18 protein-coding genes and 1 pseudogene are annotated in these 25,758 nt (G+C 70.4%); 9 read left to right on the top strand and 10 right to left on the bottom strand.

The features are described 5' to 3' along the window. Positions 1-417 precede the first annotated feature (417 nt). Both ACWC09_RS48730 and ptsP read left to right on the top strand, forming a co-directional pair. On the top strand, positions 418-867 hold the full coding sequence (locus tag ACWC09_RS48730) for a PTS sugar transporter subunit IIA (protein WP_450858291.1): 450 nt from the start codon (positions 418-420) through the stop codon (positions 865-867). 78 nt (positions 868-945) lie between these two features. Further along, entirely contained in the window at positions 946-2,616 is a 1,671-nt protein-coding gene (ptsP, locus tag ACWC09_RS48725) for a phosphoenolpyruvate--protein phosphotransferase (RefSeq protein WP_450858290.1), read from the top strand. 61 nt (positions 2,617-2,677) lie between these two features. On the opposite strand, the gene ACWC09_RS48720 is transcribed toward ptsP, so the two are convergent. The 3 genes from ACWC09_RS48720 to ACWC09_RS48710 all read right to left on the bottom strand — a co-directional run bounded on the left by ACWC09_RS48720 (position 2,678) and on the right by ACWC09_RS48710 (position 6,649). Then, positions 2,678-3,571 (bottom strand): hypothetical protein, encoded by an 894-nt coding sequence (locus tag ACWC09_RS48720; RefSeq protein WP_450858289.1) that lies wholly within the window; start codon positions 3,569-3,571, stop codon positions 2,678-2,680. A gap of 22 nt (positions 3,572-3,593) precedes the next feature. Further along, positions 3,594-4,007, bottom strand: coding sequence for a hypothetical protein (locus tag ACWC09_RS48715; RefSeq protein ID WP_450858288.1), 414 nt, complete (start codon positions 4,005-4,007; stop codon positions 3,594-3,596). A gap of 665 nt (positions 4,008-4,672) precedes the next feature. After that, positions 4,673-6,649, bottom strand: a complete 1,977-nt coding sequence (locus ACWC09_RS48710) for an acetoacetate--CoA ligase (RefSeq protein WP_450858287.1) — start codon at positions 6,647-6,649, stop codon at positions 4,673-4,675. Positions 6,650-6,862: 213 nt separating this feature from the next. On the opposite strand from ACWC09_RS48710, the gene ACWC09_RS48705 reads away from it, so the two are divergent. Continuing rightward, positions 6,863-9,229, top strand: a complete 2,367-nt coding sequence (locus ACWC09_RS48705) for a glycoside hydrolase family 31 protein (protein ID WP_450858286.1) — start codon at positions 6,863-6,865, stop codon at positions 9,227-9,229. Between the two features lie 2 nt (positions 9,230-9,231). On the opposite strand, the gene ACWC09_RS48700 is transcribed toward ACWC09_RS48705, so the two are convergent. Then, complete coding sequence (locus ACWC09_RS48700) at positions 9,232-9,768, bottom strand: NUDIX domain-containing protein (protein WP_450858285.1); 537 nt, start codon at positions 9,766-9,768, stop codon at positions 9,232-9,234. Between the two features lie 47 nt (positions 9,769-9,815). Continuing rightward, the gene (locus tag ACWC09_RS48695) at positions 9,816-10,625 is read right to left on the bottom strand and encodes a M15 family metallopeptidase (RefSeq protein WP_450858284.1); all 810 of its coding nucleotides are present in this window, start codon (positions 10,623-10,625) and stop codon (positions 9,816-9,818) included. A 98-nt stretch (positions 10,626-10,723) separates the two neighbouring features. Here ACWC09_RS48695 and ACWC09_RS48690 point away from each other — a divergent pair, with 98 nt between their 5' ends. The 5 genes from ACWC09_RS48690 to glpK all read left to right on the top strand — a co-directional run bounded on the left by ACWC09_RS48690 (position 10,724) and on the right by glpK (position 16,765). Continuing rightward, complete coding sequence (locus ACWC09_RS48690; RefSeq protein ID WP_450858295.1) at positions 10,724-11,149, top strand: Zn-ribbon domain-containing OB-fold protein; 426 nt, start codon at positions 10,724-10,726, stop codon at positions 11,147-11,149. Beyond that, on the top strand, positions 11,146-12,336 hold the full coding sequence (locus ACWC09_RS48685; RefSeq protein WP_450858282.1) for a lipid-transfer protein: 1,191 nt from the start codon (positions 11,146-11,148) through the stop codon (positions 12,334-12,336). Before ACWC09_RS48690 ends, ACWC09_RS48685 begins: the two co-directional genes overlap by 4 nt. A 162-nt stretch (positions 12,337-12,498) precedes the next feature. Continuing rightward, positions 12,499-14,124, top strand: a complete 1,626-nt coding sequence (locus ACWC09_RS48680; protein ID WP_450858280.1) for an EAL domain-containing protein — start codon at positions 12,499-12,501, stop codon at positions 14,122-14,124. Positions 14,125-14,489: 365 nt separating this feature from the next. After that, the gene (locus ACWC09_RS48675) at positions 14,490-15,215 is read left to right on the top strand and encodes an MIP/aquaporin family protein (protein WP_450858279.1); all 726 of its coding nucleotides are present in this window, start codon (positions 14,490-14,492) and stop codon (positions 15,213-15,215) included. A 38-nt stretch (positions 15,216-15,253) separates the two neighbouring features. Then, positions 15,254-16,765, top strand: a complete 1,512-nt coding sequence (glpK, locus tag ACWC09_RS48670) for a glycerol kinase GlpK (protein WP_450858278.1) — start codon at positions 15,254-15,256, stop codon at positions 16,763-16,765. A gap of 69 nt (positions 16,766-16,834) precedes the next feature. On the opposite strand, the gene ACWC09_RS48665 is transcribed toward glpK, so the two are convergent. The 5 genes and pseudogenes from ACWC09_RS48665 to ACWC09_RS48645 form a co-directional block, all read right to left on the bottom strand. Next, positions 16,835-17,440 (bottom strand): GTP-binding protein, encoded by a 606-nt coding sequence (locus tag ACWC09_RS48665; protein ID WP_450858277.1) that lies wholly within the window; start codon positions 17,438-17,440, stop codon positions 16,835-16,837. Then, positions 17,421-21,039: pseudogene (locus tag ACWC09_RS48660) on the bottom strand (hydantoinase B/oxoprolinase family protein). Before ACWC09_RS48660 ends, ACWC09_RS48665 begins: the two are co-directional and overlap by 20 nt. Positions 21,040-21,063: 24 nt before the next feature. Continuing rightward, complete coding sequence (locus ACWC09_RS48655; protein ID WP_450858276.1) at positions 21,064-21,459, bottom strand: DUF742 domain-containing protein; 396 nt, start codon at positions 21,457-21,459, stop codon at positions 21,064-21,066. Positions 21,460-21,468: 9 nt separating this feature from the next. Further along, positions 21,469-21,906: a roadblock/LC7 domain-containing protein gene (locus tag ACWC09_RS48650; RefSeq protein WP_450858274.1), complete on the bottom strand. Its 438-nt coding sequence runs from the start codon at positions 21,904-21,906 to the stop codon at positions 21,469-21,471. Then, positions 21,903-24,815 carry a nitrate- and nitrite sensing domain-containing protein gene (locus ACWC09_RS48645; RefSeq protein ID WP_450858272.1) on the bottom strand — a complete coding sequence of 971 codons (2,913 nt, stop codon included), beginning with the start codon at positions 24,813-24,815 and terminating at the stop codon, positions 21,903-21,905. The genes ACWC09_RS48650 and ACWC09_RS48645 overlap by 4 nt, the downstream gene beginning before the upstream one ends. Before the next feature lie 420 nt (positions 24,816-25,235). On the opposite strand from ACWC09_RS48645, the gene ACWC09_RS48640 reads away from it, so the two are divergent. Next, the coding region (locus ACWC09_RS48640; protein ID WP_450858293.1) for a hypothetical protein at positions 25,236-25,758 on the top strand (523 nt) is incomplete at its 3' end.

Here is a 25,758-nt window from a genome sequence, read left to right as displayed (position 1 = left end):
CTGGCGTTGATTTTTGGCACGCTGTTGAGTTCTCAAGGAACGGACGCTTCCTTCGTACTCACCCTCTCGGGCTTTCCTCCGGGCGCTTCCCTTCGATGCTCCAAACTCTATCAGTGTTTTTCCGTCCCCCTGACCACCCTCCTGCAGGCATGCAGAAGAGGACCCCGGGATAGGATCTGACAAGTATGGGTGCTGCTGAGCAAGGACGCTTGGTCGCGTCGCTCGGCCTCAAGCAGGAGTACGACTGTACACGGGGCCGGGAAGCGGGTGCAAATCGATTGGGCTGGTGGTCTAGACCTCTAGCCGGTATCTTCCGTGCAGTACGCCACTTCGTGTGACATACCCTGCTGCACAGTGCGCCGTCCGCGACGGACAGTGACGGCCCCTCTATGAATCTCCACCTCTGGGAGGCTTCCCATGACCACCGTGACGTCCCCTCTGGCAGGACGCGCCATCGGACTGGCTGCCGTGCCCGATCCGGTCTTCTCCGGGGCCATGGTCGGCCCGGGCACCGCGATCGACCCCGTGCGTGAGCCTTCCGAGGCGGTCGCGCCCGTGGACGGAGTCATCGTCTCTCTGCACCCGCATGCCTTCGTGGTCGTCGACGAGCAGGGCCACGGCGTCCTGACTCACCTCGGTATCGACACCGTGCAGCTCAACGGCGAGGGCTTTGAGCTGCTGGTGAACAAGGGCGACACCGTGACGCGAGGTCAGGGTGTGGTCCGATGGAACCCGGCCGCCGTTGAGGCCGTCGGCAAGTCCGCGGTGTGTCCGGTCGTGGCGCTCGAGGCCACAGCCGAAGCTCTCTCCGATCTCCGTGACAGCGGCGATGTGAAGGCCGGCGACAGTCTCTTCGCCTGGAAGTGACGTCACAGCCGTCGTATGACGGCAAGTACGACAACCACCGCGGCGGCGGGACCCGCCGCACTATCGGAGACGGGTGAGATGGAGACAACGCTGCGAGGCGTCGGCGTGAGCCACGGTGTGGCGATCGGCGAGGTTCGGCACATGGGAACGGCGGTGCTGGAGCCGCCTGCCAAGCAGATCCCGGCGGAGGACGCGGAGCGCGAACAGGGGCGCGCCCGCAAGGCCGTGGAGGCGGTGGCGGCCGACCTGATTGCGCGCGGCAATCTGGCGGGGGGCGAAGCCCAGGCGGTGCTCGAGGCGCAGGCCATGATGGCCCAGGACCCCGAGCTGATGGCGGACGTGGAGCGTCGGATCGCCGTCGGGAGCACTGCGGAACGGGCCGTGTACGACGCGTTCGCCGCGTACCGCGCCCTGCTGGCCGGTGCCGGCGAGTACCTCGCGGGTCGCGTGGCCGACCTGGACGACGTGCGGAATCGTATCGTCGCCCGGCTGCTCGGGGTTCCGATGCCTGGCGTCCCGGACAGCGACGAGCCGTACGTTCTTATTGCACGTGACCTCGCGCCGGCCGACACCGCGCTGCTGGACCCGACCCTGGTGCTCGGTTTCGTCACCGAGGAGGGCGGGCCGACCAGCCACAGCGCGATTCTGGCCCGGGCGCTCGGTGTCCCGGCCGTGGTGGCGCTGCCGGGCGCCGGTGAGCTCGCCGAAGGCACGGTGATCGCCGTGGACGGCAGCACGGGCGAGATCTTCGTGAATCCGAGCGCCGAGAAGAAGGCCCAGCTGGAGACTGCCGCTGCGGAGCGCAAGGCGGCGCTCGCCGCGTCCACCGGTCCCGGTGCCACCTCCGACGGACACAAGGTGCCGCTGCTGGCCAATGTCGGCGGTCCGGCGGATGTGCCGGCCGCGGTGGAGGCCGGTGCCGAAGGCGTCGGTCTGTTCCGTACCGAGTTCCTTTTCCTGGACGACAGCAAGAACGCGCCCTCGGAAGAGAAGCAGGTCGACGCCTACCGGCAGGTGCTCCAGGCGTTCCCCGAGGGCCGTGTCGTCGTACGTGTGCTGGACGCGGGCGCGGACAAGCCGCTGGACTTCCTGACCCCGGCCGACGAGCCCAACCCAGCCCTGGGTGTGCGCGGTCTGCGGACGCTGCTCGACCACCCGGAGGTGCTGCGCACCCAGCTGACCGCGCTGGCGAAGGCTGCCGAGGGTCTGCCGGTCTACCTTGAGGTCATGGCGCCGATGGTGGCGGATCGTGCCGATGCCAAGGCGTTCGCCGACGCGTGCCGTGAGGCGGGGCTGCAGGCGAAGTTCGGCGCGATGGTGGAGATCCCGTCGGCCGCCCTGCGGGCCCGGTCGATCCTGCAGGAGGTCGAGTTCCTGTCGCTGGGGACCAACGACCTCGCGCAGTACACCTTCGCCGCCGACCGTCAGGTGGGTGCGGTGTCCCGCCTGCAGGACCCGTGGCAGCCCGCACTGCTCGACCTGGTCGCACTGTCGGCGGAGGCGGCGAAGGCCGAGGGCAAGAGTTGTGGTGTCTGTGGCGAGGCCGCGTCCGACCCACTGCTCGCATGTGTGCTGACCGGTCTTGGTGTCACCTCCCTTTCCATGGGTGCGGCGTCGATTCCCTATGTCCGGGCGACGCTCGGCAAGTACACGCTGGCCCAGTGCGAGCGCGCTGCCGCGGCGGCGCGGGCCACGGAGAGCGCCGAAGAGGCGCGCAACGCGGCTCAGGCGGTGCTGTCCGGCGAGTAGTCGTCGGTCAGGCTGTTCTTTAGGGGCGCTCCACCTGCGGGTGGGGCGCCCCTTCGCATGCTCAGTGGTGGTGACCCGGCGTCTGTCCTTCCTCCCCGAGGTCGGGCGGTACGCAGTAGTCGACGTCGGATTCGGGGGAGATCAGGTCTCCGGATTCGATGTCGGTGCAGTAGGCGTCGAACACCTCGCCCGCGGTGAGCGGTTCCAGGCCATCTCCGCGCAGGCGCCAGCCGTAGACACGGTCGGTCGTCCCGGGAGCGCTGGTGCGCATGACAAGGCCGCCCGGGCTCTGGGTGGCGATGCCGAGGGCGAGGACCGTGGTGAATTCGAGGGCTTCGGCTTCGTCGAGTTGCAGGACGCCCTCCTCGTCGTCTTCCGCGTGGAGGACGGAGAGCAGGGTCTCCGGGGCGGTGGTGACACTGCAGACGAGATGTCGGTTGCCTGTTCCCGCCGTGTCGAGGATGCGGACGACGAGGTCGGATGCGCGGCTGAAGGCGGCGCGGCCGATGTCCTCGCCGCAGGAGGCACAGGCGCCGAGTCGGGCCAGGAGTGTGGACGCGTACTCCCAGGTGGCCTGTCGGACCGCTTCGTCGACGAGGACGGGGACGAGGTCGGCCAGGGGTTGGCCCTGGTAGGGAATGGTCGGGCCCATGGTTGCCAGTTCGGCGGTGAAGCGTGTGCGGCTGGACGGGATGTCGGGGTCCAGGCCTGTTTCCGCGCAGAACGCGGCGTACTCCTCCGGGTCGAAGAGGGCCACTGTGGTGTGGCCGCCCTGGGCGGCGCGGGTCTTGAGGAGGGACTCGACCTGTTGCAGATAGGTCCGGTGGTCGTCGAAGGTGAAGCTGCGGTAGCGCCGCATGGCTCGGAAGTCGTGCTCGTCGGTCAGCAGGCCGATGGTTCCGGCGATTTCGCGGCGCAGGACGCGTCGCATGGTCTGGTGGTCGGTGTGCGCCATGTTTCCCCCTGTGCGCGGTCGATCAATGCTCACTCACAGTAACCGGCGGCACTGACAATGGGGCTCGGGTGAGGCGCTCGCGGACCAGGCGGTGCTGGAAAAGGCAGGTCAGATCGGTGGCGGCGCCGAAGGCGGTCCATCCGGCGGAGCCGGTGGCCATGGCCGCGGTGACGGCCAGTGGTCCGGCGCTGCGTTGGGTGGATCGGGCCAGCCCGTGCACGCCGAGGTAGGCGCCCTGCGCGGTGTCGGGCGCGAGGGCGACCGAGAGTTCCCGGGAGTCGGTGGCGTGGAGCATCTCGGCCAGCGTGAAGGCGGCGGCCGAGGCCGTGAGGAGCAGAGTGGCGGTGGTGGCTCCGCCGGTGGCCGAGAGAGCCATGGCGATGCCGCCCGCGGCGAAGGCGGCGGACAGCGGAAGGAGAAGAGCGCGGGCGGCCATGGTGGTCGTTCCGATGCGGGCGAGGGGGACTTGAGAGCGACCACCATCACGTTGTTGAGCACCAGCAGCAGGGAGCGAGGCCGTGCGGTGCGTCGGTCGCATGGGTGGTCCACAGGGGCAGGCCGACCTTGAAGAAGGCGTCGTCGAGGGAGAGGGCGTTTCGGTGGCGACGCAGGCGAGAGAGGTGCGCAGGCGAGAAAGGACGCGGCGTCGGCGGCGAGGAGCCAGTGTTGGGCCGTGGTGGTGCCGAGGGCCAGGGCCCCCGCGGCTGCGAGTCCGCCGATCGCCCAGCCCGCGTTGGCCATGGTCCGGTGGACGGCCTGGTGGCGGACGCGGTCTTCTCCGCCATCGGTAGCCTCGGAGACCGCTCCGCAAGCGTCCTCACCAGGCTCTTCGCCACCCGCGTGGCAGGACCGGCTTCTCCGCGGCGCGCCGGGACGCTGGTGGAAGTGCCCCGGGACGGGCCTGATGTGCTGGTCGTCGAGAACGACCACGCCTCTGCCGCCGCGGACGCACCCTGCACCCGCCCGCTGCCGGGCTGCCGCGCTGGGTTCATGTGCGGACGGTGAGCAAGTCTCTCGGTACCGACCTGAGGCGGGCCGCGGCCGCGTGTGATGCGACGACGTCGGCCCGCCACGACGGCCGGCTGCTCCTGACGTTGTGCCTCAGGCGCGCTTGCGGGCCAGGTCCTCGTAGAAGTGCAGCAGGTCGAGGTTGTCGATGGAGCCCGGGTTGACCGCTTTTTCCAGGGGCGCGCCTTGGAGGAGGCGTTTGACGGGGACCTCGATGCGCTTGCCGGTGAGGGTGTGCGGGACGCCGGGGACTTCGATGATCTCGTCCGGTACGTGGCGCGGGGAGAGCTGCTCACGGATGGTCTGCTTGATGCGGTTCAGGAGGGCCTCGTCCAGGGTGGCGCCCGGGGCCAGGTGGACGAAGAGGGGCATCCAGTAGCCGCCGTCGGGCTGCTCGATGCCGATGACGAGGGATTCCTTGATCTCCGGAAGGCGTTCGACGGCTTCGTAGATGTCCGCCGAGCCCATCCGCACGCCTTGGCGGTTGAGCGTCGAGTCGGAGCGGCCGTGGATGACGACGGAACCGCGGGAGGTGACGGTGATCCAGTCGCCGTGGCGCCAGACGCCGGGGTAGGTGTCGAAGTAGCTGTCGTGGTAGCGGCTGCCGTCCGGGTCGTTCCAGAAGTGGATCGGCATCGACGGCATGGGGTTGGTGACAACCAGCTCGCCCACCTCGTCGACCAGGGGTTTGCCGCTCGGGTCCCAGGACTGCAGGTCGGTGGCGAGGCCGGGGGCCTGGAGTTCGCCGATGTACACCGGGAGGGTCGGTACGGCTCCTGCGAAACAGGAGCACACGTCCGTGCCGCCGCTGACGGACGCGATCCACAGGTCGGCCCCGCCTTCTGCGAACTCGTCGTGCAGCCAGCGGAATCCGTCCGGCGGCAGCGGTGATCCGGTGGTCGCGACGCACTGCACCTTGGAGAGGTCGAAGTCGCGCGCGGGGTGGACGCCGGCCTTGCGGCAGGCCATGACGTACGCGGCGGAGGTGCCGTAGAGGGTGGCCCCGGTTCGTTCGGCGATCCGCCACTGGGCGCCCGTGTCCGGGTAGCCCGGGCTGCCGTCGTAGAGCACGATCGTCGTGCCGGTGAGCAGCCCGGAGACCAGGAAGTTCCACATCATCCAGCCCGTGGACGTGTACCAGAAGAAACGGTCCTCGGGGCCGAGGTCGCAGTGCAGGCCGAGCTGCTTGAGGTGCTCGACCAGGATGCCGCCCTGGGACTGGACGATGGCCTTGGGGAGGCCGGTGGTGCCCGAGGAGTAGAGCACCCAGAGCGGGTGGTCGAAGGGGACCTGCTCGAAGACGGGCTCGGTGTCCGCACCGGTCAGGGCGGACCAGTCCAGGGCGCCTTCGGGGGCCTCGGTGCCGAGGAGCGCGATGTGCACGACGGCGCGCAGCGTGGGCAGTTCGCGGCGCAGTTCGGCGACGATCTCGCGGCGGTCGTGCTCCTTGCCGCCGTAGCGGTAGCCGTCGACGGTGAACAGGACGACCGGTTCGACCTGCTGGAAGCGGTCGAGGACGCTGCGGGCGCCGAAGTCGGGGGCGCAGGACGTCCAGACGCCGCCCACGGCGGCTGTGGCGAGGAGAGCGACCACTGCCTGCGGAATGTTCGGGAGGTAGCCGCTGACGCGGTCTCCCGGGCGCACGCCCTGGGCACGCAGCTCGGCGGCCAGGGAGCCGACCTGGCGGCGCAGTTCCGACCAGGTGACGGGGCGCGGTTCGTGGGTCTCGTCGACGTACAGGAGGGCCGGTTCGTCCGCGCGGGTGGCGGCCGCGCGCAGGGCGTGCTCCGCGTAGTTCAGGGTCGCACCGGGGAACCATTGCGCCCCCGGCATCGAGCGGTCACCGAGTACGCGTGCGTAGGGCGTCGAGAACCGTACGTCGAACCACTCCGTGACGGCTTTCCAGAAGGTGTCCAGTTCGTCGACGGACCAGCGGTGCAGCGCCGTGTAGCCTCCCTCGGCCGGGGCCCCGTGCTGCTGGGCCGCCCAGGCCTGGAACTTCGTGACCTGAGCCTGTGCGATACGTTCCGGATCTGGCTGCCAGAGCGGCTGGGGGTTCACGGTCGACATGGGGCGGCTCCCGGACTGTGCGCGTCGTGTGCGTCGGTCGCGCACGGGCAGGGGTGCGCGCGTGACGCGGCTGACACGGACGATGCCATGTGATCGACTTCTGCACCAGGGCACGCCCCACATAGTCCTCATCGTGAAGATGTGGTCCCAGCACGGGTGAACGGCAGTTGAACGACACGCGCGCGTGGGGCGGCAAATGGCAGGGTGAGCAGCATGGACGGTCGTGACCTGGTGCGTTCGATGAGGGTGGTCGGTTCTGTGGGGGCGGCCCAGAGGTTGCGTACCGTGCAGGCGGCATGGCGCAGGAGGCGCGCGGACGCGGGCGCGCTGCCCCGGCGTGGTGCGGAGCGCGCGCGGGTGCCCGGGCCCGTGCAGGAGGTGGAGCCCGGTCCGGGTGGCGGTGTGGTCCGGTTCAGCCGCTCTGAGCTGCGCATCCTGGTCGCCGTCAACGGCGCGGTCTTCTGGGGCTGGGACGGGGCCGCTCCCGAGCCGTCGTACGCGCTGGCGGGCCGTTGTCCGGAGCCGGATCCCCGGGCGGTCCTGGAGCCGGACAAGGACGGCGGCTGGCGGGTCGTGGCCGAGCGCGTGACGGTCGTGGTCTCGCGGCACGGCGCGGTCGAGGTGCGGACGCCGGGTGGTGTGGTCCTGCGCCGTGATCTGCCGCCCCGGTGGTGGGAGCCGGTCGGGGGTGGGGACGCGCGGTGGATGCAGCGCTCGGAGGTGGCCGCCGACGCACGGTTCTTCGGGCTCGGCGGGCGGGCGTCGGGCCCTCGGCTGCGCGAGGGGACGTACCGCCTGTGGAACACCGATCCGGGTGGTGCGTTCGGTCCCGGCGACGATCCGCTGTACATCACCATGCCGGTGCAGCTGGTGGTGGCCGACGCGGCCACGCATCTGGTGTTCCACGACACCTCGTGGGACGGCACGGTGACGCTGCGGGAGGGCGAGGAAGGGGCCGGTTCCGGGCACGACCGGGCGGGGACGAGCGAGCTCCGGGTGGACGGCGGCCCGTTGCGCTGCTGGGTGATGGTGGGCACCCCCGCGCGCGTGCTGCTCGCCTGGGCGTCGCTGACGGGGGCGCCGGCGCTGCCGCCCGCGTGGGCGTTGGGGTACCACCACGCGCGCTGGGGCTTCGGCAGTGAGCAGGAGGTGCGCCGGATCGTCGCCGGCTACCAGGAGCGGGGACTGCCGCTCGACGCGGTCCATCTCGACATCGACCACTACGACGAGCACCAGGTGTTCACCGTCGACCAGGAGCGCTTCCCCAAGCTGCCGGTGCTGGCCGAGGAGTTGCGGCGGGACGGGATCCGGCTGGTGTCGATCGTCGACCCGGCGGTGAAGGCCGTCGAGGGCAACGCGGTGTACGACAGCGGGACCGTCCAGGACGCGTTCGTGCGGGATGCTTCCGGACGGCTGGTGCGCGGGGTGGTGTGGCCCGGGGAGGCGGTTTTCCCGGACTTCACGCACGCGCGTGTACGTGCGTGGTGGGGAGGGCTCTACGAGGAACGGCTCGCCCAGGGGTTCTCGGGTTTCTGGCACGACATGAACGAACCCACGTCGTTCACCGCCTTCGGGGAGTCCACACTGCCGCGCTCGGCCCGGCACGCCCTGGAGGGCCGCGGAGGCGATCATCGCGAAGCGCACAACGTCTATGCCCTGTGCATGGCCCAGGCGGGTTACGAGGGGCTGCGCGAACTGGCGCCCCAGGAGCGGCCGTTCGTCTTCTCGCGCTCCGGCTGGGCCGGTATACAGCGCTATGGGGGAACGTGGTCCGGCGATGTGGCCACCGGCTGGCCCGGGCTGCGGGCCTCGCTGTCGCTGGTCATGGGGCTCGGTCTGTGCGGGGTGCCGTATTCGGGTCCGGACGTGGGTGGCTTCGACGGGAGTCCGTCGCCCGAGCTGTATCTGCGCTGGTTCCAACTGGGCGCTTATCTGCCGCTGTTCCGTACGCACGCGAGTCTGCGGGCGGGGCGTCGGGAGCCCTGGGAGTTCGGTGCCGAGGTGCTGGAGCACGCGCGCGTGGCGCTCGTCGAGCGCAGACGGCTGCTGCCGTACTTCGTGGCGCTGGCGCATCTGGCCCGGCGAACGGGAGCGCCTTATGTGCGTCCGCTGTGGTGGGGCGCGCCCGAGGATCGTGCCCTGCGTGACTGCGAGGACGCCTTCCTGCTCGGCGACTGCCTGTTGGTGGCACCGGTGCTCGATCCGGGCGCGGACCGCCGGGCGGTGCAGCTGCCGCGGGGACGCTGGTACGACACGGCCACGGAGCAGGTCTACGAGGGCCCGGCGCAGGTGCTCGTCGACGCCCCCTTGTCGCGGATTCCGGTGCTCGCGCGCGCGGGTGCCGTGCTTCCGGTGCGCGGGGACGACGGAGGGCTGGAACTGGAGGTGTGGGCGCCCGCCCGGGGACGCGCCGGGGGCGGGCTTGTGGTGCCGGACGGGGGCGACGGCTGGGACGAGCCGGAGCTCGAGCGGTACGTCGCCCGTTGGAAGGGTCGAAGGCTGGTGGTCGAGCGGGAGGGTGAGGGCGGCCCGTCCGAACCGCCCTACCCGGTGCGTGTGCGAGGGCTCTGGGAGGGCTGAGTTCAGATGTAGCGACCCTCGAACCACGCGCGTACGGCCAAGGTGTGCAGCGGGAAGGCCAGTTCCTCGGGCCTGCGCAGGAGGTCCCAGCCCTCTGTCTCGTCCGTGGCGGCGGACTGCGGCAGGCCCTCGGCCGGGCGTTCCGGAAGGAGCCCGAAGAGCAGCAGGTGCCCGTCGGGAGAGCTCATGGCGTCGACGAGCCGTACATCACGGCTCGCCGCGTCGATGCCGGTCTCTTCCTTGAGCTCACGGACGACGGCCTGTCGCCAGTCCTCGCGGTCGTCGATGTAACCGCCGGGCAGCGCGATCCTCCCGCGCGCGGGAGCGATGGTTCGGGTGATGACGACCAGGGCCGTGCCCTTGGTGTCGTACACCGGCTGGAGCGCGATCGCTACGGGAAGCGGATTGCGGTAGGCCACGTTGTGGCAGGCCGGGCAGGTGCGCGGCCAGCCGGAGACGCCCTCTCCGTAGGGCGCTCCGCAGCTCGAACAGTGTGAGTCGGGCGCGGAGTTGGGGGTGGAGGCTAGGTTTTCGGACACGAAGCGGAATGTATCCGATCACGGGGAGGGCGTCTTCCGGGGGCGGCTCACTGGCCGCTGTTGAGCGACTTCCAGGACACGGGGAAGTCGAAGTAGGTGTCCGGGTAGGGCTCCGGCTTGTACGTGTAGTGCCACCATTCCTCGGCGAGGTTCACGAATCCCAGGTCCTCCAGGGTGCTCTTGAGCAACAGCCGGTTGGCGCGCTGTTCTCCCTGGATGCGCGGGTCGAGGGTGTGGGCGAGGGTGTCGAAGCAGTCGAAGCCGGTGCCCATGTCGACGGAGTTGTCGGGGAAGCGTTCGTCCTGGGGCGCGTAGCAGGGCGCGAGCGGCTCACCGGGGTGGTAGGGCCGGGTCGGCTTCGCGGGGAGCTTGACGATGGTGAGGTCCATCGTGGAGCCGCGACTGTGGCCGGATTTCTCCGCAATGTAACCGTCCTCGAACAGGCGGGTCTTGTCGACGTTCGGGTAGAACTCGCCCTTCATGGCCTGGTCGTCGAGGTCCTCGGCCCAGCGGACGAAGTGGTTCACGGCGCGCTGCGGCCGGTAACAGTCGTAGACCTTCAGGGTGTACCCCTCGCTCAGCAGCTTCGACTGGGCCTTGTGGAGGGCTTCGGCGGCGGGCCGGGTGAGGATGCAGATCGGCTGCTGGTAGCCGTCGATGCGCTCGCCGACGAAGTTGTGCACGGTGAAGTAGCGCATCTCCTGGATGATCGTCGGGTCCACGGTTCTCAGCGCCACGAAGTCCTCCGGCGCCTTGGGCTCGCTGTCCGCCCGGGCGGTGACCGAGGCGGCGGTCACGGCCAGCAGGGCGGCGAGGGCGGTGATCAGACCGCGTGCTGCACGGGTGAGTCGTGTCATGTCTCCTGCCCTGCCCAATTCCGGATGCCCGTGACACACTTCTGACGTACCGTCAGATCGTGTGCCAGGGAGGGGTCTTGTCTCGTACACGCACGCCCGTGGTCGACGGATGGTTCACCGGCGACGGGGAGGGCTTCACGCTCCTCGGTACCCGCTGCGCACGATGCGCCTCGGTGTTCTTCCCCCGTGAGGACACCCACTGCCGAAATCCCGGCTGCGCCGGCGGGGATCTCGCCGAGGTGCCGCTCTCCCGGCGCGGGCGCGTCTGGTCGTACACGGACAGCCAGTACCGCCCGCCGTCACCCTATGTGAGCAATCCGGAACTTCCGTGGGAGCCGTACACGTTGATCGCTGTGGAGCTGGAATCCGAGCGGCTCGTGGTGCTCGGGCAGGCGGCTCCCGGGATCACCGTCGCCGATCTGGCGGTGGGCATGGAGGTGGAGGCCGTCCCTGGCGTGCTGCACGAGGACGCGGAGACGACCTGGACGACCTGGCACTGGAGGCCTACGGGGGTGGGGGCATGACGGATGGGGTGGCGGTGCTCGGCGCGGGGATGCACCCGTGGGGCAAGTGGGGGCGCGGCTTCGTCGAGTACGGCGTCGTGGCGGCCCGCGCGGCGCTCGCCGACGCCGGGCTGGAGTGGCGCGACATCGGTTCGGTCGTCGGGGCGGACACGGTGCGTGGCGGCTATCCCGGCTATGTGGCCGGCGCGACCTTCGCCAAAGCGCTGGGCTGGCAGGGGGCTCGGGTGGCGAGCGTGTACGCGGCGTGCGCGTCCGGGGCGCAGGCCGTCAACACCGCGCGGGCGCAGATCCTTTCGGGGCTCGCGGACGTGGTCCTCGTGGTGGGTGCCGACGCCGCGCCGAAGGGGTTCTTCCGCCCCGCGGGCGGCGACCGGCCCGACGATCCCGACTGGCTGCGCTTCCGCGTTCTGGGGGCGACCAATCCGACCTACTTCGGCCTGTACGCCCGCCGCCGCATGGCCGTACACGGGGACACACTGGAAGACTTCGCGCTGGTCAAGGTGAAGAACGCGGCTCTGGGCGCACTGAACCCGAACGCGCGCTACCGCAAGCGGGTCACCGCCGAGGAGGTCGCCGCCTCCGCGGTCGTCGCCAACCCCTTGCGGCTGCTCGACATCTGCGCGACCTCGGACGGCGGGGCGGCCCTCGTGCTGTCCAGCATGGAGTTCGCGCGTCGGCACGAGGCCGCGCAGCCGGTGCGGATCAGGGCCGTGTCGACGGTGACGCCGCGCTATCCGAACACGGTGCTCGATCTGCCCGACATCGCGACGGACTCCGCGGTGGCGGTGGAGCCGGCCGACGAGACGTTCCGGGCGTCGATCGCACGTGCGGCCTACGAGGAGGCGGGCATCGGGCCCGAGGACCTGTCCCTCGCGGAGGTCTACGACCTCTCCACCGCCCTGGAGTTGCAGTGGTACGAGGACTTGGGGCTGTGCGGAGAGGGCGAGGCCGCCAAGCTCCTGAGAGAGGGCGCGACAGGCCTCGGGGGGCGAATACCGGTCAACATGAGCGGCGGGCTGGCGTCCTTCGGGGAGGCGGTCCCGGCTCAGGCGATCGCCCAGATCTGCGAGCTGACATGGCAGTTGAGGCACGAGAGCGGTGATCGGCAGGTCCCGGGGGCGCGTGTGGGGATCACAGCCAACCAGGGACTGTTCGGACACGGCTCGGCGGTCATCGCCGCGCGGTGAGGGGCGGGCTCCGTATGCGCGAGCGCCGCGATGGTGTACGGGACCTCGCGCCGCATCCGGGATGCAAGCCCTTTCTCGTACGCTGCGTGATCACCCCGGAATCCTGCGTGAACGTCTTATGAACTGCGCCTGAGCGCGCGCCGCGAGAGTCATCATGCTCCCGTGCGCTCCTGGACGGATACTCTCCGCTTCGCCTTCCAACCGGTGGTCAACCTGACCACCGGAGGGGTCGCGGGGCTGGAGATACTCGCCCGCCCGGAGACCGGCGACATCCTGGCCGAGGCCCGCCGAGATCCCGAACTCGACGGCCGGCTGGCGGTGTTGGCGATCCGTGCGGCGGCGCGCAAGGAGACGTTGCTGCCTCTGCACGTGAACGTGTTCGCGGGCACCCTCGCCGACCTCGGCGGCCTCACTCCGCTGCACGACGCCGTACGGGAGGCGGGGCGGCTGCCCTGGGAGGTGACCGTCGACGTCGGGCCGCCGTACACGCACGTTCCGCAGCAGGCGCTGCTGGAGGCGGTGGGCGGGCTGCGGGCCCGGGGTTTCCGGATCAGCGCGGACGGCGTCGGGGACGGGGACGTACCCCTGCGACTGCTCACCGATCTCGCCCCCGACCTGGTGAAACTCGATGCCTCGCTGCTGCCCCGGCCGGCCGCGGTACGGGCGATGCGGACGCTGTGCGAGCAGTTGGGCGCGCTCCTGTCCGTCGAGGGCGTGGAGACGGAACTGCAGTGCGCGGCCGCGGTGTCGGCCGGGGCCCAGCTGGCCCAGGGCGCGCTGTTCGCGCCGCCGGCCCGGCTCCCCGCGGCGGACGTATACGTTCCGCCCCGCTCCCCCGGTGACGCGGCGGTGCCGCGGCCGGGGCCCTCCGTGCGCGAGTTCGTGCGGCCCGCCGCGCTGCTGCCCGCCACCGCGTCCGCGGGGCAGGTACGGGCCCTGCTCACCGGGTCGCCGGAGGTGTCGGGCGTCCTGCTGGTGGACGCCTACGGGGTCCCGGTCCGGTCGGTGCACCGCTCGCGGTTCCTGCTGTCGATGTCAGGGCGCTACGGGCATGCGCTGTACGCCGACCGGCCCGCCGCCAAGCTCGGCGATCCGCCGCGCGTCGTGGGCGCCGACGCCACCGCGTGGGAGGTCCTGGACGTGGTGGCCGTCGGCAGTCGCGACCGCACGTCGGACGACGTGGCCGTGGTGGACCGGCAGGGGCGATGCGTGGGTGTCGTGCGCCTGGCCGACCTGGTGCGAGCGCTGGCCGAGAGCCGGGTCGAGGAGGCGGCCGGGCTCAATCCGCTGACGCGACTGCCCGGCTCGGACGCGATCACCGCAGAGGTGGACCGGTGCATCGCGGACGGGCGGACGTTCGCGCTCAGCTGGCTCGATGTGGACCACTTCAAGCAGGTCAACGACGGCGCCGGGTTCGCGGCGGGCGACGAGCTGATCCGGTCCGTGGGGCGGACGCTGCAGGGCGCGGCGTCCGGCGGCACCCGAGTGGGCCATATCGGCGGGGACGACTTCCTCGTACTGGCCGATCCGGAGTGGCTGGATCCGCTGGCCGCGACGATGCTGGACGCGCCCTGGTCGGCGGGTGGCCGGCCGGTCACGTTGTCGCTGGCCACGGTCCTGTGCCCGCCGGGCAGCGTGGCGGACCACCGTCAGGCCGCCGCCTGTCTGGCGCCGCTGAAGAAGGCCGCGAAGGCGCTGGAGGGGGCGAGCTGGGTGCTCGGACGGGCGGGGCTGCCCGGACACGAGATCCTGCGCGGTGTTCAGGCCACTCCCGTGCAGGCGGGCTGAGCCGGTCACGGAACCGGGCCAGGGCAGATCGTCATATCGCCGGCGGCCGCGTGTCGCCCGAACGGACGTACCAACCCTTGTCACCGTTGCCGTCCGCGACCTTGACGCTCTCTGGGTGCCGGGGAACACTTCCGGTGTCGGTCGACATCGCCGTACAAACACGGTGTATCCAGGCACGCGCCGCGCGGGCCCCGCCTGAAGAACAGGCCCATTCCCCCACGGGCGATTCGGCTCCGACGGCACGCTCGTCACGGACGCCGGGTGGGGCGCGGGATCTTCCCTGCCTTCGGCTGAAGTAGCCATGGGAACGCACCCTGCACGGAGGCCCGGGGTCGATCACCGCGGGCCAGGGCCTAGGAGCCGCCATGAGCAACGGAGACATCTTCGTCGGTGAGGTCATCGGCACAGCGATCCTGATTCTCTTCGGCGCCGGTGTGGTCGCCGCCGTCGTACTGAACTACTCCAAAGCGAAGGACGCCGGCTGGGTCGTCATCGCGTTCGGCTGGGGCTTCGGCGTGCTGGCCGGGGCTTATACGGCCGCACCGCTGTCCGGCGGACAGCTCAATCCGGCGGTGACGATCGGTATCGCCATCGACACCGGGAAGTGGGACAAGGTCCCGCTCTACATCGCCGGCCAGATGGTCGGCGCGATGCTCGGCGCGGTCCTGTGCTGGCTCGTCTATTTCGCGCAGTTCCAGGCCAATGCCGAGGACGAGATCGCCCAGCCGACGCTCGGGATCTTCTCGACGGCGCCCACGATCCGCAATCCGGTGGCGAACCTCATCACGGAGATCATCGCTACCATAGGACTGGTACTGCCGATCCTGGCCTTCGGTCTGACGAAGGGACTCGGCCAGTCCGGTACGACGGTCCTGATCGTCGCATTCCTGGTGGTCGGCATCGGTCTGTCCCTTGGCGGGCCCACGGGCTACGCCATCAACCCGGCCCGCGATCTGGGCCCCCGCATCGTCCACAGTCTGCTCCCCATCCCCAACAAAGGGACCTCTGACTGGAGTTACTCGTGGATCCCGGTGGTGGGACCGCTGATCGGCGGGGCGCTTTCCGGGCTCATCTTCAAAGCAGCCTTCTGATTCGGGCAGGCTTCCGAAGGAACGACGAAGGGGACGTCATGACGGACAAGTTCGTCGCCGCTATCGACCAGGGCACCACTTCCAGCCGCTGCATCGTCTTCAATCAGGACGGCGCGATCGTCGCCGTGGACCAGCGTGAGCACCGCCAGATCTTCCCCAAGCCGGGCTGGGTGGAGCACGACGCCACCGAGATCTGGTCCAAGGTGCAGGCGGTGGTCGCCGGTGCGATCGCCAAGGCCGGGCTGCGTGCCGACCAGCTCAGCGCGCTCGGCATCACCAACCAGCGCGAGACCACGGTCCTGTGGGACCGCGCGACCGGGAAACCCGTGCACAACGCGATCGTGTGGCAGGACACGCGCACCGCGGGCCTGGTCAACCAGCTCGGCGGCCCGGACGGCCAGGACCGCTTCCGTGAGCAGACCGGCCTGCCGCTGGCCACGTATTTCTCCGGCCCGAAGGCCGCCTGGCTGCTCGACAACGTGCCCGGGCTCCGGACCCGCGCCGAGAACGGCGAGATCGCCTTCGGCACGATCGACGCCTGGCTCATCTGGAACCTTACGGGCGGCACCGACGGCGGGCAGCACGTCACCGACGTGACCAACGCCGGCCGCACCATGCTGATGAACCTGGAAACCCTCCAGTGGGACCAGTCCATCCTCTCCGCGATGAACGTCCCCGAGGCCGTCCTGCCCGAGATCAGGTCCTCGGCCGAGGTGTATGGCACCGCGGTCGGCCAGCTCGCGGGCGTACCGGTCGCCTCGGCGCTCGGCGACCAGCAGGCGGCCGTCTTCGGACAGGCCTGCTATGACGTCGGCACCGCGAAGAACACCTACGGCACGGGCTCCTTCCTGCTGCTCAACACGGGTAACCGGCCGGTGCCGTCGAAGAGCGGACTGCTGACCACGATGGGCTACAAGATCGGGAGTGAGGCGCCGGTCTACTGTCTGGAGGGGTCCATCGCCATAACGGGCGCGCTCGTGCAATGGTTCCGCGACCAGCTCGGCATCATCCGTACCGCCGACGAGATCGAGCCGCTCGCGGCGAGTGTCGAGGACAACGGCGGCGCGTACATCGTGCCCGCGTTCTCCGGTCTGTTCGCGCCGTACTGGCGCTCCGACGCGCGCGGTGTCATCACGGGTCTGACCCGCTATGTCACCAAGGCCCACCTCGCGCGTGCCGTGCTGGAGGCGACGAGCTGGCAGACCCGCGAGGTCGTGGACGCCATGTACCAGGACTCCGGGGTGCACATCACCACCCTGAAGGTGGACGGCGGCATGACCAAGAACAACCTGCTCATGCAGCACCAGGCGGACGTGCTCGACGTGCCTGTGGTCCGTCCGAAGGTCTCCGAGACGACCTGTCTCGGCGCCGCGTACGCCGCCGGGCTCGCCACGGGCGTGTGGAACGACCTCGACGAGCTGAAGTCCCACTGGCAGAAGGACGTCGAGTGGACGCCCGCCATGGATTCGTCGGTCCGGGACCGGGAGTACCACAACTGGCGCAAGGCCGTGGAGAGGAGCTTCGGCTGGGAGGAGGACGCCGAGAACTAGGCGCACGCGCGTGTGCCCATGACTGCGGCCCGTACCCCGGTCGGCGGGGGTACGGGCCGTACGCGCGCCTCAGGTGCCGACGGGCTCGCGGCGCTCCGCCGCCTGCGCCATCGCGTGCCGCACCACACCGATGAGGATCTGCTTGACGGACTCCCGGTCGCGAGCGTCGCCCAGCACGAGCGGGACGCCCTCGTCGAGGTCGAGGGCTCGCCGGACGTCCTCGACCGGATAGCGGGCCGCTCCCTCGAAACAGTTGACGCCGACGAGGAAAGGTATGGAGCGCCGCTCGAAGTAGTCGACGGCGGCGAAACAGTCCTCCAGACGGCGCGTGTCGGCGAGCACCACGGCGCCCAGGGCGCCCTCGGAGAGCTCGTCCCACATGAACCAGAACCGTTCCTGGCCGGGGGTGCCGAACAGGTACAGCACGAGGTCCTCGCGGAGCGTGATGCGGCCGAAGTCCATGGCCACGGTGGTGGTGTGCTTGCCCTCCACGCCGCTCGTGTCGTCGACCGGGCGGCCCGCCTCGGTGAGTAGTTCCTCGGTGCGCAGCGGCCTGATCTCGCTGACCGCGCCGACGAGAGTGGTCTTGCCGACGCCGAAGCCGCCGGCCACCAGGATCTTGAGCGTGACGGGCTCGACCGGAGGCTTCCCGCGCTCAGAACGCCCGAAGATCATCGATCTCTTCTCCTGCTTGATGGGGACGGGGGAGGTGGCGGACCATAGCCTCCGCCACCAGGGGTTTCGATGACGAGTACGTCGCCGGGACCGACGTCGGCGAAGTCGCTTCCGGCAAGTGGGGTGACCGTGCCGTCCGCGTGCTCCACCCGGTTGGCGCCCAGCGCGCCGGGCTCGCCGCCCGCCATGCCGTACGGCGGAACCTTGCGGTGCTGGGACAGCGTGGAGACCGTCATGGGCTCGTGGAAGCGGATACGGCGCACCGCGCCGTCCCCGCCGGGCCAGCGTCCGGCGCCGCCGCTGCCGTGCCGAACGGCGAACTCATCGAGCTGTACGGGCAGCCGCCACTCCAGGACCTCGGGGTCGGTGAGCCGGGAGTTGGTCATGTGGGTCTGCACGACGGGCGCGCCGGGGAAGCCGTCGCCCGCGCCGGACCCCGAGGCGACGGTCTCGTAGTACTGGTGGCGTTCGTTGCCGAAGGTGACGTTGTTCATGGTGCCGGAGCCCTCGGCCTGCACGCCGAGCGCCGCGTAGAGGGCGCCGGTGATGGCCTGGGAGGTCTCCACGTTGCCCGCGACGACGGCGGCCGGCGGCTCGGGCGAGAGCATCGAGCCGGGCGGCACGACGATGTCCAGGGGGCGCAGACATCCGTCATTGAGCGGGATGTCGTCGGCGACGAGGGTGCGGAAGACATACAGGACGGCTGCGTTGACGACCGCGAAGGGGGCGTTGAAGTTGCTGGCCAGCTGGGGCGAGGTGCCGGTGAAGTCGACGGTGGCGGAGCGGTTCTCGCGGTCCACGCGCACGCGTACGCGGATGAAGGCGCCGGAGTCGGTCTCGTAGGCGTACTCGCCGTCGTCCAGGGTCTCGATGACCCGGCGTACCGCTTCCTCGGCGTTGTCCTGGACGTGCCGCATGTACGCCTGGACGACGTCGAGGCCGTAGTTCTCGATCATGCGGGCGACTTCGTCGACGCCCTTCTGGTTGGCGGCGATCTGGGCGCGTAGGTCGGCGAGGTTGGTCTTCGGGTTGCGGGAGGGGTAGGGCGCCTCCGTGAGCAGGCGCAGGGTCTCCTCCTCGCGGAAGCCGCCGTCCTGGGCGAGCAGCCAGTTGTCGAAGAGGATGCCCTCCTCCTCGATGCTGCGGCTGTTCGCGGGCATGGAACCCGGGGCGATGCCGCCGATCTCGGCGTGGTGGCCGCGGGAGGCGACGTAGAAGAGGATCCGGTCACCGTGCGTGTCGAAGACGGGGGTGATCACGGTGACGTCCGGCAGGTGGGTGCCGCCGTGGTACGGGTCGTTGACGGCGTAGGTGTCGCCGGGGCGCATCACGGAGCCGCGGCGCCGGATCACTTCTTTGACGCTGGTGCCCATCGAGCCCAAGTGGACTGGGATATGGGGGGCGTTGGCCACCAGGTTGCCGTCCGGGTCGAAGAGGGCGCAGGAGAAGTCCAGGCGTTCTTTGATGTTGACGGACTGGGCCGTGGACTCCAGCCGGGCGCCCATCTGCTCGGCGATCGACATGAAGAGGTTGTTGAAGACCTCGAGCAGAACCGGATCGGCTTCCGTGTCGAGATCGGAACTCTCCGTAATCGCCGCACGTTCCATGACCAGATGCCCATCGTCTCGCGCCACGGCCTGCCACCCGTCGTCGACGACGGTCGTCGCACTGGCCTCGGTGATGATCGCGGGGCCGGTGACGGTCTCGCCGGGGGGAAGGTCCTCGCGGCGGTGGAGGGGTACGTCGCGCCAGGTGCCGCCGGTGTGGAGGCGGACGGTGTCGGGCGTGGAAGGGCGGCCTTCGTACGGGGCGAGGGCGGAGAGATCGGGGGGTTCGGTGATGCCGGTGGCTTCCACGGAGAGGGCTTCGACGACGATCGGGCGGTCGAGCGTGAAGGAGTACGTGGCGCGATGACGTTCTTCGAAGGCATGACGCATCGTGTCGGGCTCGGTCAGCTCGACCGTGAGGGTGGTGTCGGTGCCGTCGTAGCGGAGCTGAGCGCGGCGGGTGACCTGGATGTGGTCCTCGGGGACGTCCTCGGCGAGGAGTTCGGCGCGGGCCGCTCCTTCGAGGTCGTCGGCGGTCTTGCGGACGGCGGGCATGGAGGCCGGCTCCAGGGGCGCCTCCACGGACTGTTCGCGCATGGCCGTGGTGTCGGCGAGGCCGATGCCGAGCGCGGACAGGACACCGGCCATGGGCGGGACGAGCACAGTGCGGATGCCCAGCGAGTCGGCGACCATGCACGCGTGCTGACCACCCGCTCCGCCGAAGGTGGTGAGGGCGTAGCGGGTGACGTCGTGGCCCTTCTGGACGGAGATCCGCTTGACGGCGTTGGCGATGTTGGCGACGGCGATCTGCAGGTAGCCCTCGGCGACCTGCTCGGGCGTGCGGTCGTCGCCGGTGCGCTCGCGGATCTCGTGCGCGAGGGCGGCGAAGCGGTCTCTGACGAGTTCCGCATCGAGGGGCTGGTCGCCATCGGGGCCGAACACCGTCGGGAAGTGGGCGGGTTGGATGCGGCCGAGCACGACGTTGGCGTCGGTGACGGCGAGCGGACCGCCGCCGCGGTAGCAGGCGGGCCCCGGGTCCGCGCCCGCCGAGTCCGGGCCTACGCGGTAGCGAGAGCCGTCGAAGTGGAGGATCGAGCCGCCTCCGGCCGCCACGGTGTGGATGTCCAGCATCGGGGCGCGCAGCCGGACACCGGCGATCTGCGTGGTGAAGACGCGCTCGTACTCGCCGGCGAAGTGCGATACGTCGGTGGAGGTGCCGCCCATGTCGAAGCCGATGACCCGGTCGAAGCCGGCCAGCTGCGACATGCGGGCCATGCCGACGATGCCGCCCGCCGGTCCGGAGAGGATCGCGTCCTTGCCACGGAACTGCCCGGCTTCCGCGAGGCCCCCGTTGGACTGCATGAACATCAGCCGCACGCCTTCGAGTTCATCGGCGACGTGTCGGACATAACGGCGCAGCACGGGCGAGAGGTAGGCGTCGACGACCGCGGTGTCCCCGCGTGGGATGAGCTTCATCAAGGGGCTGACCTCGCTGGACAGCGAGATCTGCGGGAAGCCGACGCGGGCGGCCAACTCTCCCACGGCCTGTTCGTGCGCGGGGTGGAGATGGCTGTGCATACAGACGACGGCGACGGCGCGGATCCCGTCGTCGTATGCCGCCTGGAGGGGCCCGGTGAGCGCGTCCAGGTCGGGGGCGTGCAGGACGGTGCCGTCGGCGGCGATGCGTTCGTCGACCTCTACGACGCGTTCGTGGAGCAGTTCGGGAAGCTCGATGCGGCGGGCGAAGATCTGCGGACGGTTCTGGTAGGCGATGCGCAGGGCGTCGCGGAAGCCGCGGGTGACGACCAGCAGAGTGCGTTCGCCCTTGCGTTCCAGGAGGGCGTTGGTGGCGACCGTCGTCCCCATCCGGACGGCCTCGACGGGGTCCTGGGCGCCGCCGAGCAGTTCGCGTACGCCCGCCACGGCCGCGTCGGCGTACCGTGCCGGGTTGTCCGACAGGAGTTTGTGTGTGAGCAGGCGGCCGTCCGGGCGTCGCGCGACGATGTCGGTGAACGTACCGCCCCGGTCGACCCAGAACTGCCAGCCTGTCACGTCAGTACCCCGCTTCCGCGCCGCTCACAGCGCCCGGAGGCCGTTGATCACGTCGCGCAGAATACTCTCGTCCACCAGCTCGGCAGGGGGTATCGGCCGGTTGACATGGACGAATTCACCATCCACGAGATCGCCGACGAGGACCCGGACCACGCCGATGGGCAGGTCGAGTCCGGCGGCGAGTTCGGCGACGGACTGCGGGGTGTCACGGCACAGGTCGACGATGTCCACGTGCTCCGGGGACAGCGTCGCGTCGGCGTCCGGATCGTCCGCCTGCGGTTCCGTGACGACCACCGCGATCAGGTCGAGGCGGTGCTGGCCCGGACTGGTCGTGCGACCGCGCGTCATCGCGTACGGGCGGACGACCGGTCCGGCCTCGTCGTCGAACCAGTGGCTTCTTCCCTGACCGTCAGCGCTCATGACATCCCACTACCCGCCTGCGGGCAGATCGGTGCGCGGAGCGGTGCCCAGATGTGCGCCGACGCGCTTGACGAGGAGCGTCATCTCGTACGCCACCTGGCCGATGTCGGCGTCGGCGTCCGAGAGGACCGCGAGGCAGCTGCCGTCGCCGGCGGCGGTCACGAACAGGAAGGCCTCGTCGAGCTCGACGATCGTCTGGCGGACGTTGCCCGCCTCGAAGTGGCGGCCCACGCCCTTGGCGAGGCTGTGGAAACCAGAGGCCACGGCGGCGAGGTGCTCGCTGTCCTCTCGGCTCAGGTCCTTGGACACGCCGGTCGCCAGACCGTCGCCGGAGAGTACGAGGGCCTTGCGGATGCTCGCGACGCGGTCCACCAGCTCGTCCAGGAGCCAGTTGAGCCCCCCGGAGCTGTCGGTCGCGCTGTGGCCGGTCGCCTTCGGTGCGGTCATCGACCGTCCCCCTTAGTCGTTCCTTGTGGTGCTGTGCCGCTGTGGGCGGTGTCGCCCGCGGCGTTCTCCTCGCGGCCGCGCTGCCAGCCGCGCTGGAGCGAGGCCATACGGCTGCGTACCTCGTCGGCATCCCGTTCCACGGGCTCCGTACGGTCCTCCGTACGCCGCGCGGTGCTCTGTTTCAGCTGCGGTGCCAGGTTGGCCTGGCGCACCCGCCGGGGCAGCGGGCCCGCTTCGGCCTCGGGCGGGCGGGTGCCGGGGCGCCCGGCCGTGGTGTCCACTCTGCCGGGGGCCGTCGTCGCCGAGCGGGTGCGTGTGGGAAGGGCGGGGGCCTGGGGACTGTCGCCGGTGCCAGGACCCTCGGGGCCGGTGGCCGCGCTGCGCTCGGCGATCCTGTCGGTTCCGCTCGGGCGCAGCGGTGAGGCGCCGCGCCGGCGACTCGGCAGAGGCGGTACGGCCTCCGCACCCATGTGCCCCGGTCCTTCGCCGGCCAGGAGCTCCTCGCGCCGACGGGACGGCAGCATCGGGGCGGACCGTGTCTCGGGGCGGTCACCCGGAGCCGACGGGAGCGCGTCCTGTGTCTCCTCACGCCGCGGCCGCTGCTCGGTGACCGGGCGTCCGTGCGAGCTGACCAGCTTGGGTGCGCCCCGGCGGGGCAGCGGGACAGGAGCGCTCGGATGGGCGTGCGCGTCGCCGTGGGCCGTCCCCTGGCCGTCGGCGTCGTGCTGGAACTGGCCGCCGTGCCGGTCGCCCGGCTGATCCTCGGCGAGGGCTATGGAGCGGCGCGGGCGGAAGATGCCGCCGCGTTCGTCGTCCTCGTCGTCGAGCACGCCGGGGAAGTCCTCGATGGCGTCGAGGTCGACCGGGGCCTCGAGTTCCACCGGGCCGCCCAGCAGCGAGCCGGGCAGACTCGGCAGCTGCGCCGGCACCCGGGACAGCTCGGCCCGGCGGCTCTCCTCCAGTTCGGCCTCCTTCGAGGGGTGGGGCCGGTCGAGGCGGAAGCCGATGCCGTTGGTGTCGGGGATGTCGTCGGTCAGCAGCGCGTCGGGGATGAAGACGACCGCCGTGGTGCCGCCGTACGGGGACGGCTGCAGGGAGACCCGGACGTTCTGCCGCTCGGCGAGCCGGCTCACCACGAACAGACCGAGCCGGTCGGTGTCGGACAGCTCGAACTCCGGTGTCTCGGCGAGCCGGAGGTTGGCGTCCAGGAGTGCGTCGGCGGCCATGCCGAGGCCACGGTCGTGGATCTCCAGGGTGAAGCCGTTGGCGACCCGCTCCCCCACCACCTGCACGGCGGTGTGCGGCGGGGAGAACACCGTGGCGTTCTCCAGGAGTTCGGCCACGAGGTGGGTGAGGTCGGCGACGGCCGGGCCGGTGACGGCGACCCGGGGCAGCCGCCGGACCTCGATGCGCTCGTAGTCCTCGACCTCGGCGACGGCCGCCCGTACGACGTCCATCAGCTGGACAGGTTTGCGCCACTGCCGGGAGGGGGCGGCGCCGGAGAGGATCACCAGGCCCTCGGCGTGCCGGCGCATGCGGGTGGTCAGGTGGTCGAGGCGGAAGAGGTCGGCGAGCTCGTCGGTGTCCTCGGTGCGGCGCTCCATCGTGTCGAGCAGGGTGAGCTGCTTGTGCAGCAGGACCTGGCTGCGGCGGGCGAGGTTGACGAAGACCTCGGAGACGCCGGCCCGCAGTTCGGCCTGTTTGACGGCGGCCTCGACGGCGGCGCGCTGCAGGGTGTTGAGGGCCTGACCGACCTCGCCGATCTCGTTCTTGTCGTACTCGAGGCGCGGGACCTCGGTCTCCACGTCGACCTGCTCGCCGGCCGACAGCCGCCGCATCACGCTGGGCAGCCGGACGCCGGACGACTCGTGGGCCTCCAGGCGCAGTTGCCGCAGGTCGCGGATGTGGGTGCGGCCGATGCGGACGGACAGGAAGAGCGAGAACAGCAGGGCCAACAGACCGAGTACGCCGGCGACGGCGGCCTTGGCGATGACGTTGATCGCGACCGGGCGGACCCGGTCCTGATAGCGGTCGCTCGCCTGGTCGTTGAGGGTGCCGAGTTCGTCGAGGACGTTCCCGGCGGCGGTGTCCCAGCTCTTGGCGGTGACCTCGGTGGAGCCGCCCGAGGAGACGGCGGACTGCTCGGCCACCCTCAGCGGGGCGGTCGCGGCGTTCTTCCAGAACTGCTCGTAGCGGTCCTGTTCCGAGGAGGGCAGCAGCTGCAGGCTGATGTCGTACATCATGCTGCGCTGGGCGATGAGGTCGGTGACATCCCGGATCTCGTCGCGCGAGAGCTTGCCGACGATCAGGGAGGACCCCAGGAGCGCGTCCTCGCGGGAGAGCAGTTCGCGGGCGCGGGCGAGGTTGACCAGTGCACGGTACTGCTTGTCCATCTCGACGTTGTCGACGACATGGAGGTTGGTGAGCAGGACGTAGCACGGGTCGATCAGGCGGTCGTAGAGGTCGAGGGTCTGCGCGCGGTCGACCGTGCCGTCCTGCACGCTGCGGCGCAGCGACTCGATGCCCTCGAAGGCGTCCAGCGCCGTACTCAGCCGCTGGGCCGTGTCCGCGCCCATGGCGTCGCGCACATCCGGGTTCTGCGAGTTCTTCCGGATCTCGGCGACGGCCTTGTCGGTGGCCGCCGTGGCGCGCCTGAGATCGACGAGCCCGTCGGCAGCACGGGGATCGGCGAGATAGACGAGGGACTGGCGGCGCTCCTGCTGCACCACACGAACGGTGTCCTCGATCGGATAGGCGATCTTCTCCACCACGTCCGACACGTTGAACAGCTGTTCTGCCTCACGGCCCGTGAGTACCGTGGCGAAGCCCCAGATCGCGGTCAAGGAAACCAGCGGCACGAGAAGCAGCGCCACGATCTTCCGGCGGATCGACTTCCCGCGAAAGCGCATGGCCTCCCCCAGCTCGACCCCCAACGACCGGGGGCACACATGTACGTCAACAAACTTGCGCGAGCCTACTACCGACACACACGTAACTCGAAGAGCGGTCCGGAGGCTGAACTTCCACGCGGGCGGCGAGACATGGGGAGTTGTCCGGTCATTGGGGGAGATTGCCTCCCGGTTTACCCCGGAGGTAACGGGAACTCAGGAGGCAGGGGCGCCCGGTCTGTTGGCTGAAATTTTTCGTCGCTCGGGAATCTTCAGGATGCGCCGTTCGTCCTTCTCTACAGGAAATGGGGGCGGAATCGGCCACAGGAGCCGCATCCAGCAACCGGGCGGCGTAAAACAGCGCAAGCCGGGCAGCCACAGGGGAGCCGTGCCGTGAGGCACGGGGCCAGCGGTATGCCGGCGGTGGGGAGTGACACGGTGATGGGCACGGCGGAGCGGCGCGAGGCGCCCGGGGACGGCGTGGTGGCACAACTGACGGTGCGGCAGGGCACCGAGGCGCCGGATCACGACATTCCGGCAGAAGTACGCGGAGTCACTGAAGACGACGGCGCAGCCCAGGCCCAGGCGTCCTACCGCCCGTTGTGGGTCGAGGAGCCGGCGCGGCGGCGCCGGATGCCCGATCCGGTGCGTACGGCGGCGGTGCGGGCGGTGCTCATCATCGCCGTGACGCTGATCCAGGCGATGGTGGCCTTCCTGTGCACCATGGCCGGATCCTGGCTCGCCTTCCCGATGGTCATCAGCAGCGTCGTGAGCACGGTTGTGGCCACGTGGGGCGCCTTGGACGTCTGGGTGACCCGCCAGGTGTGGAACCAGCGCAACGGCGTGGTGTCGACGCCGAGCAGCACCGCCCGGGCCCTGCGCCGCGAGCGGCGCCGGGCCCCGGGGCGCGCGCGGGGCCCCGCGCCGCCCCCCGGGCGGAAAAGCCCCCCCGGCCGCCGCCGGC

Source organism: Streptomyces sp. NPDC001617 (assembly GCF_053596855.1).
The sequence above is the reverse complement of the archived record's forward strand: the minus strand, read 5'-3'. Positions and strand labels throughout refer to the sequence as shown.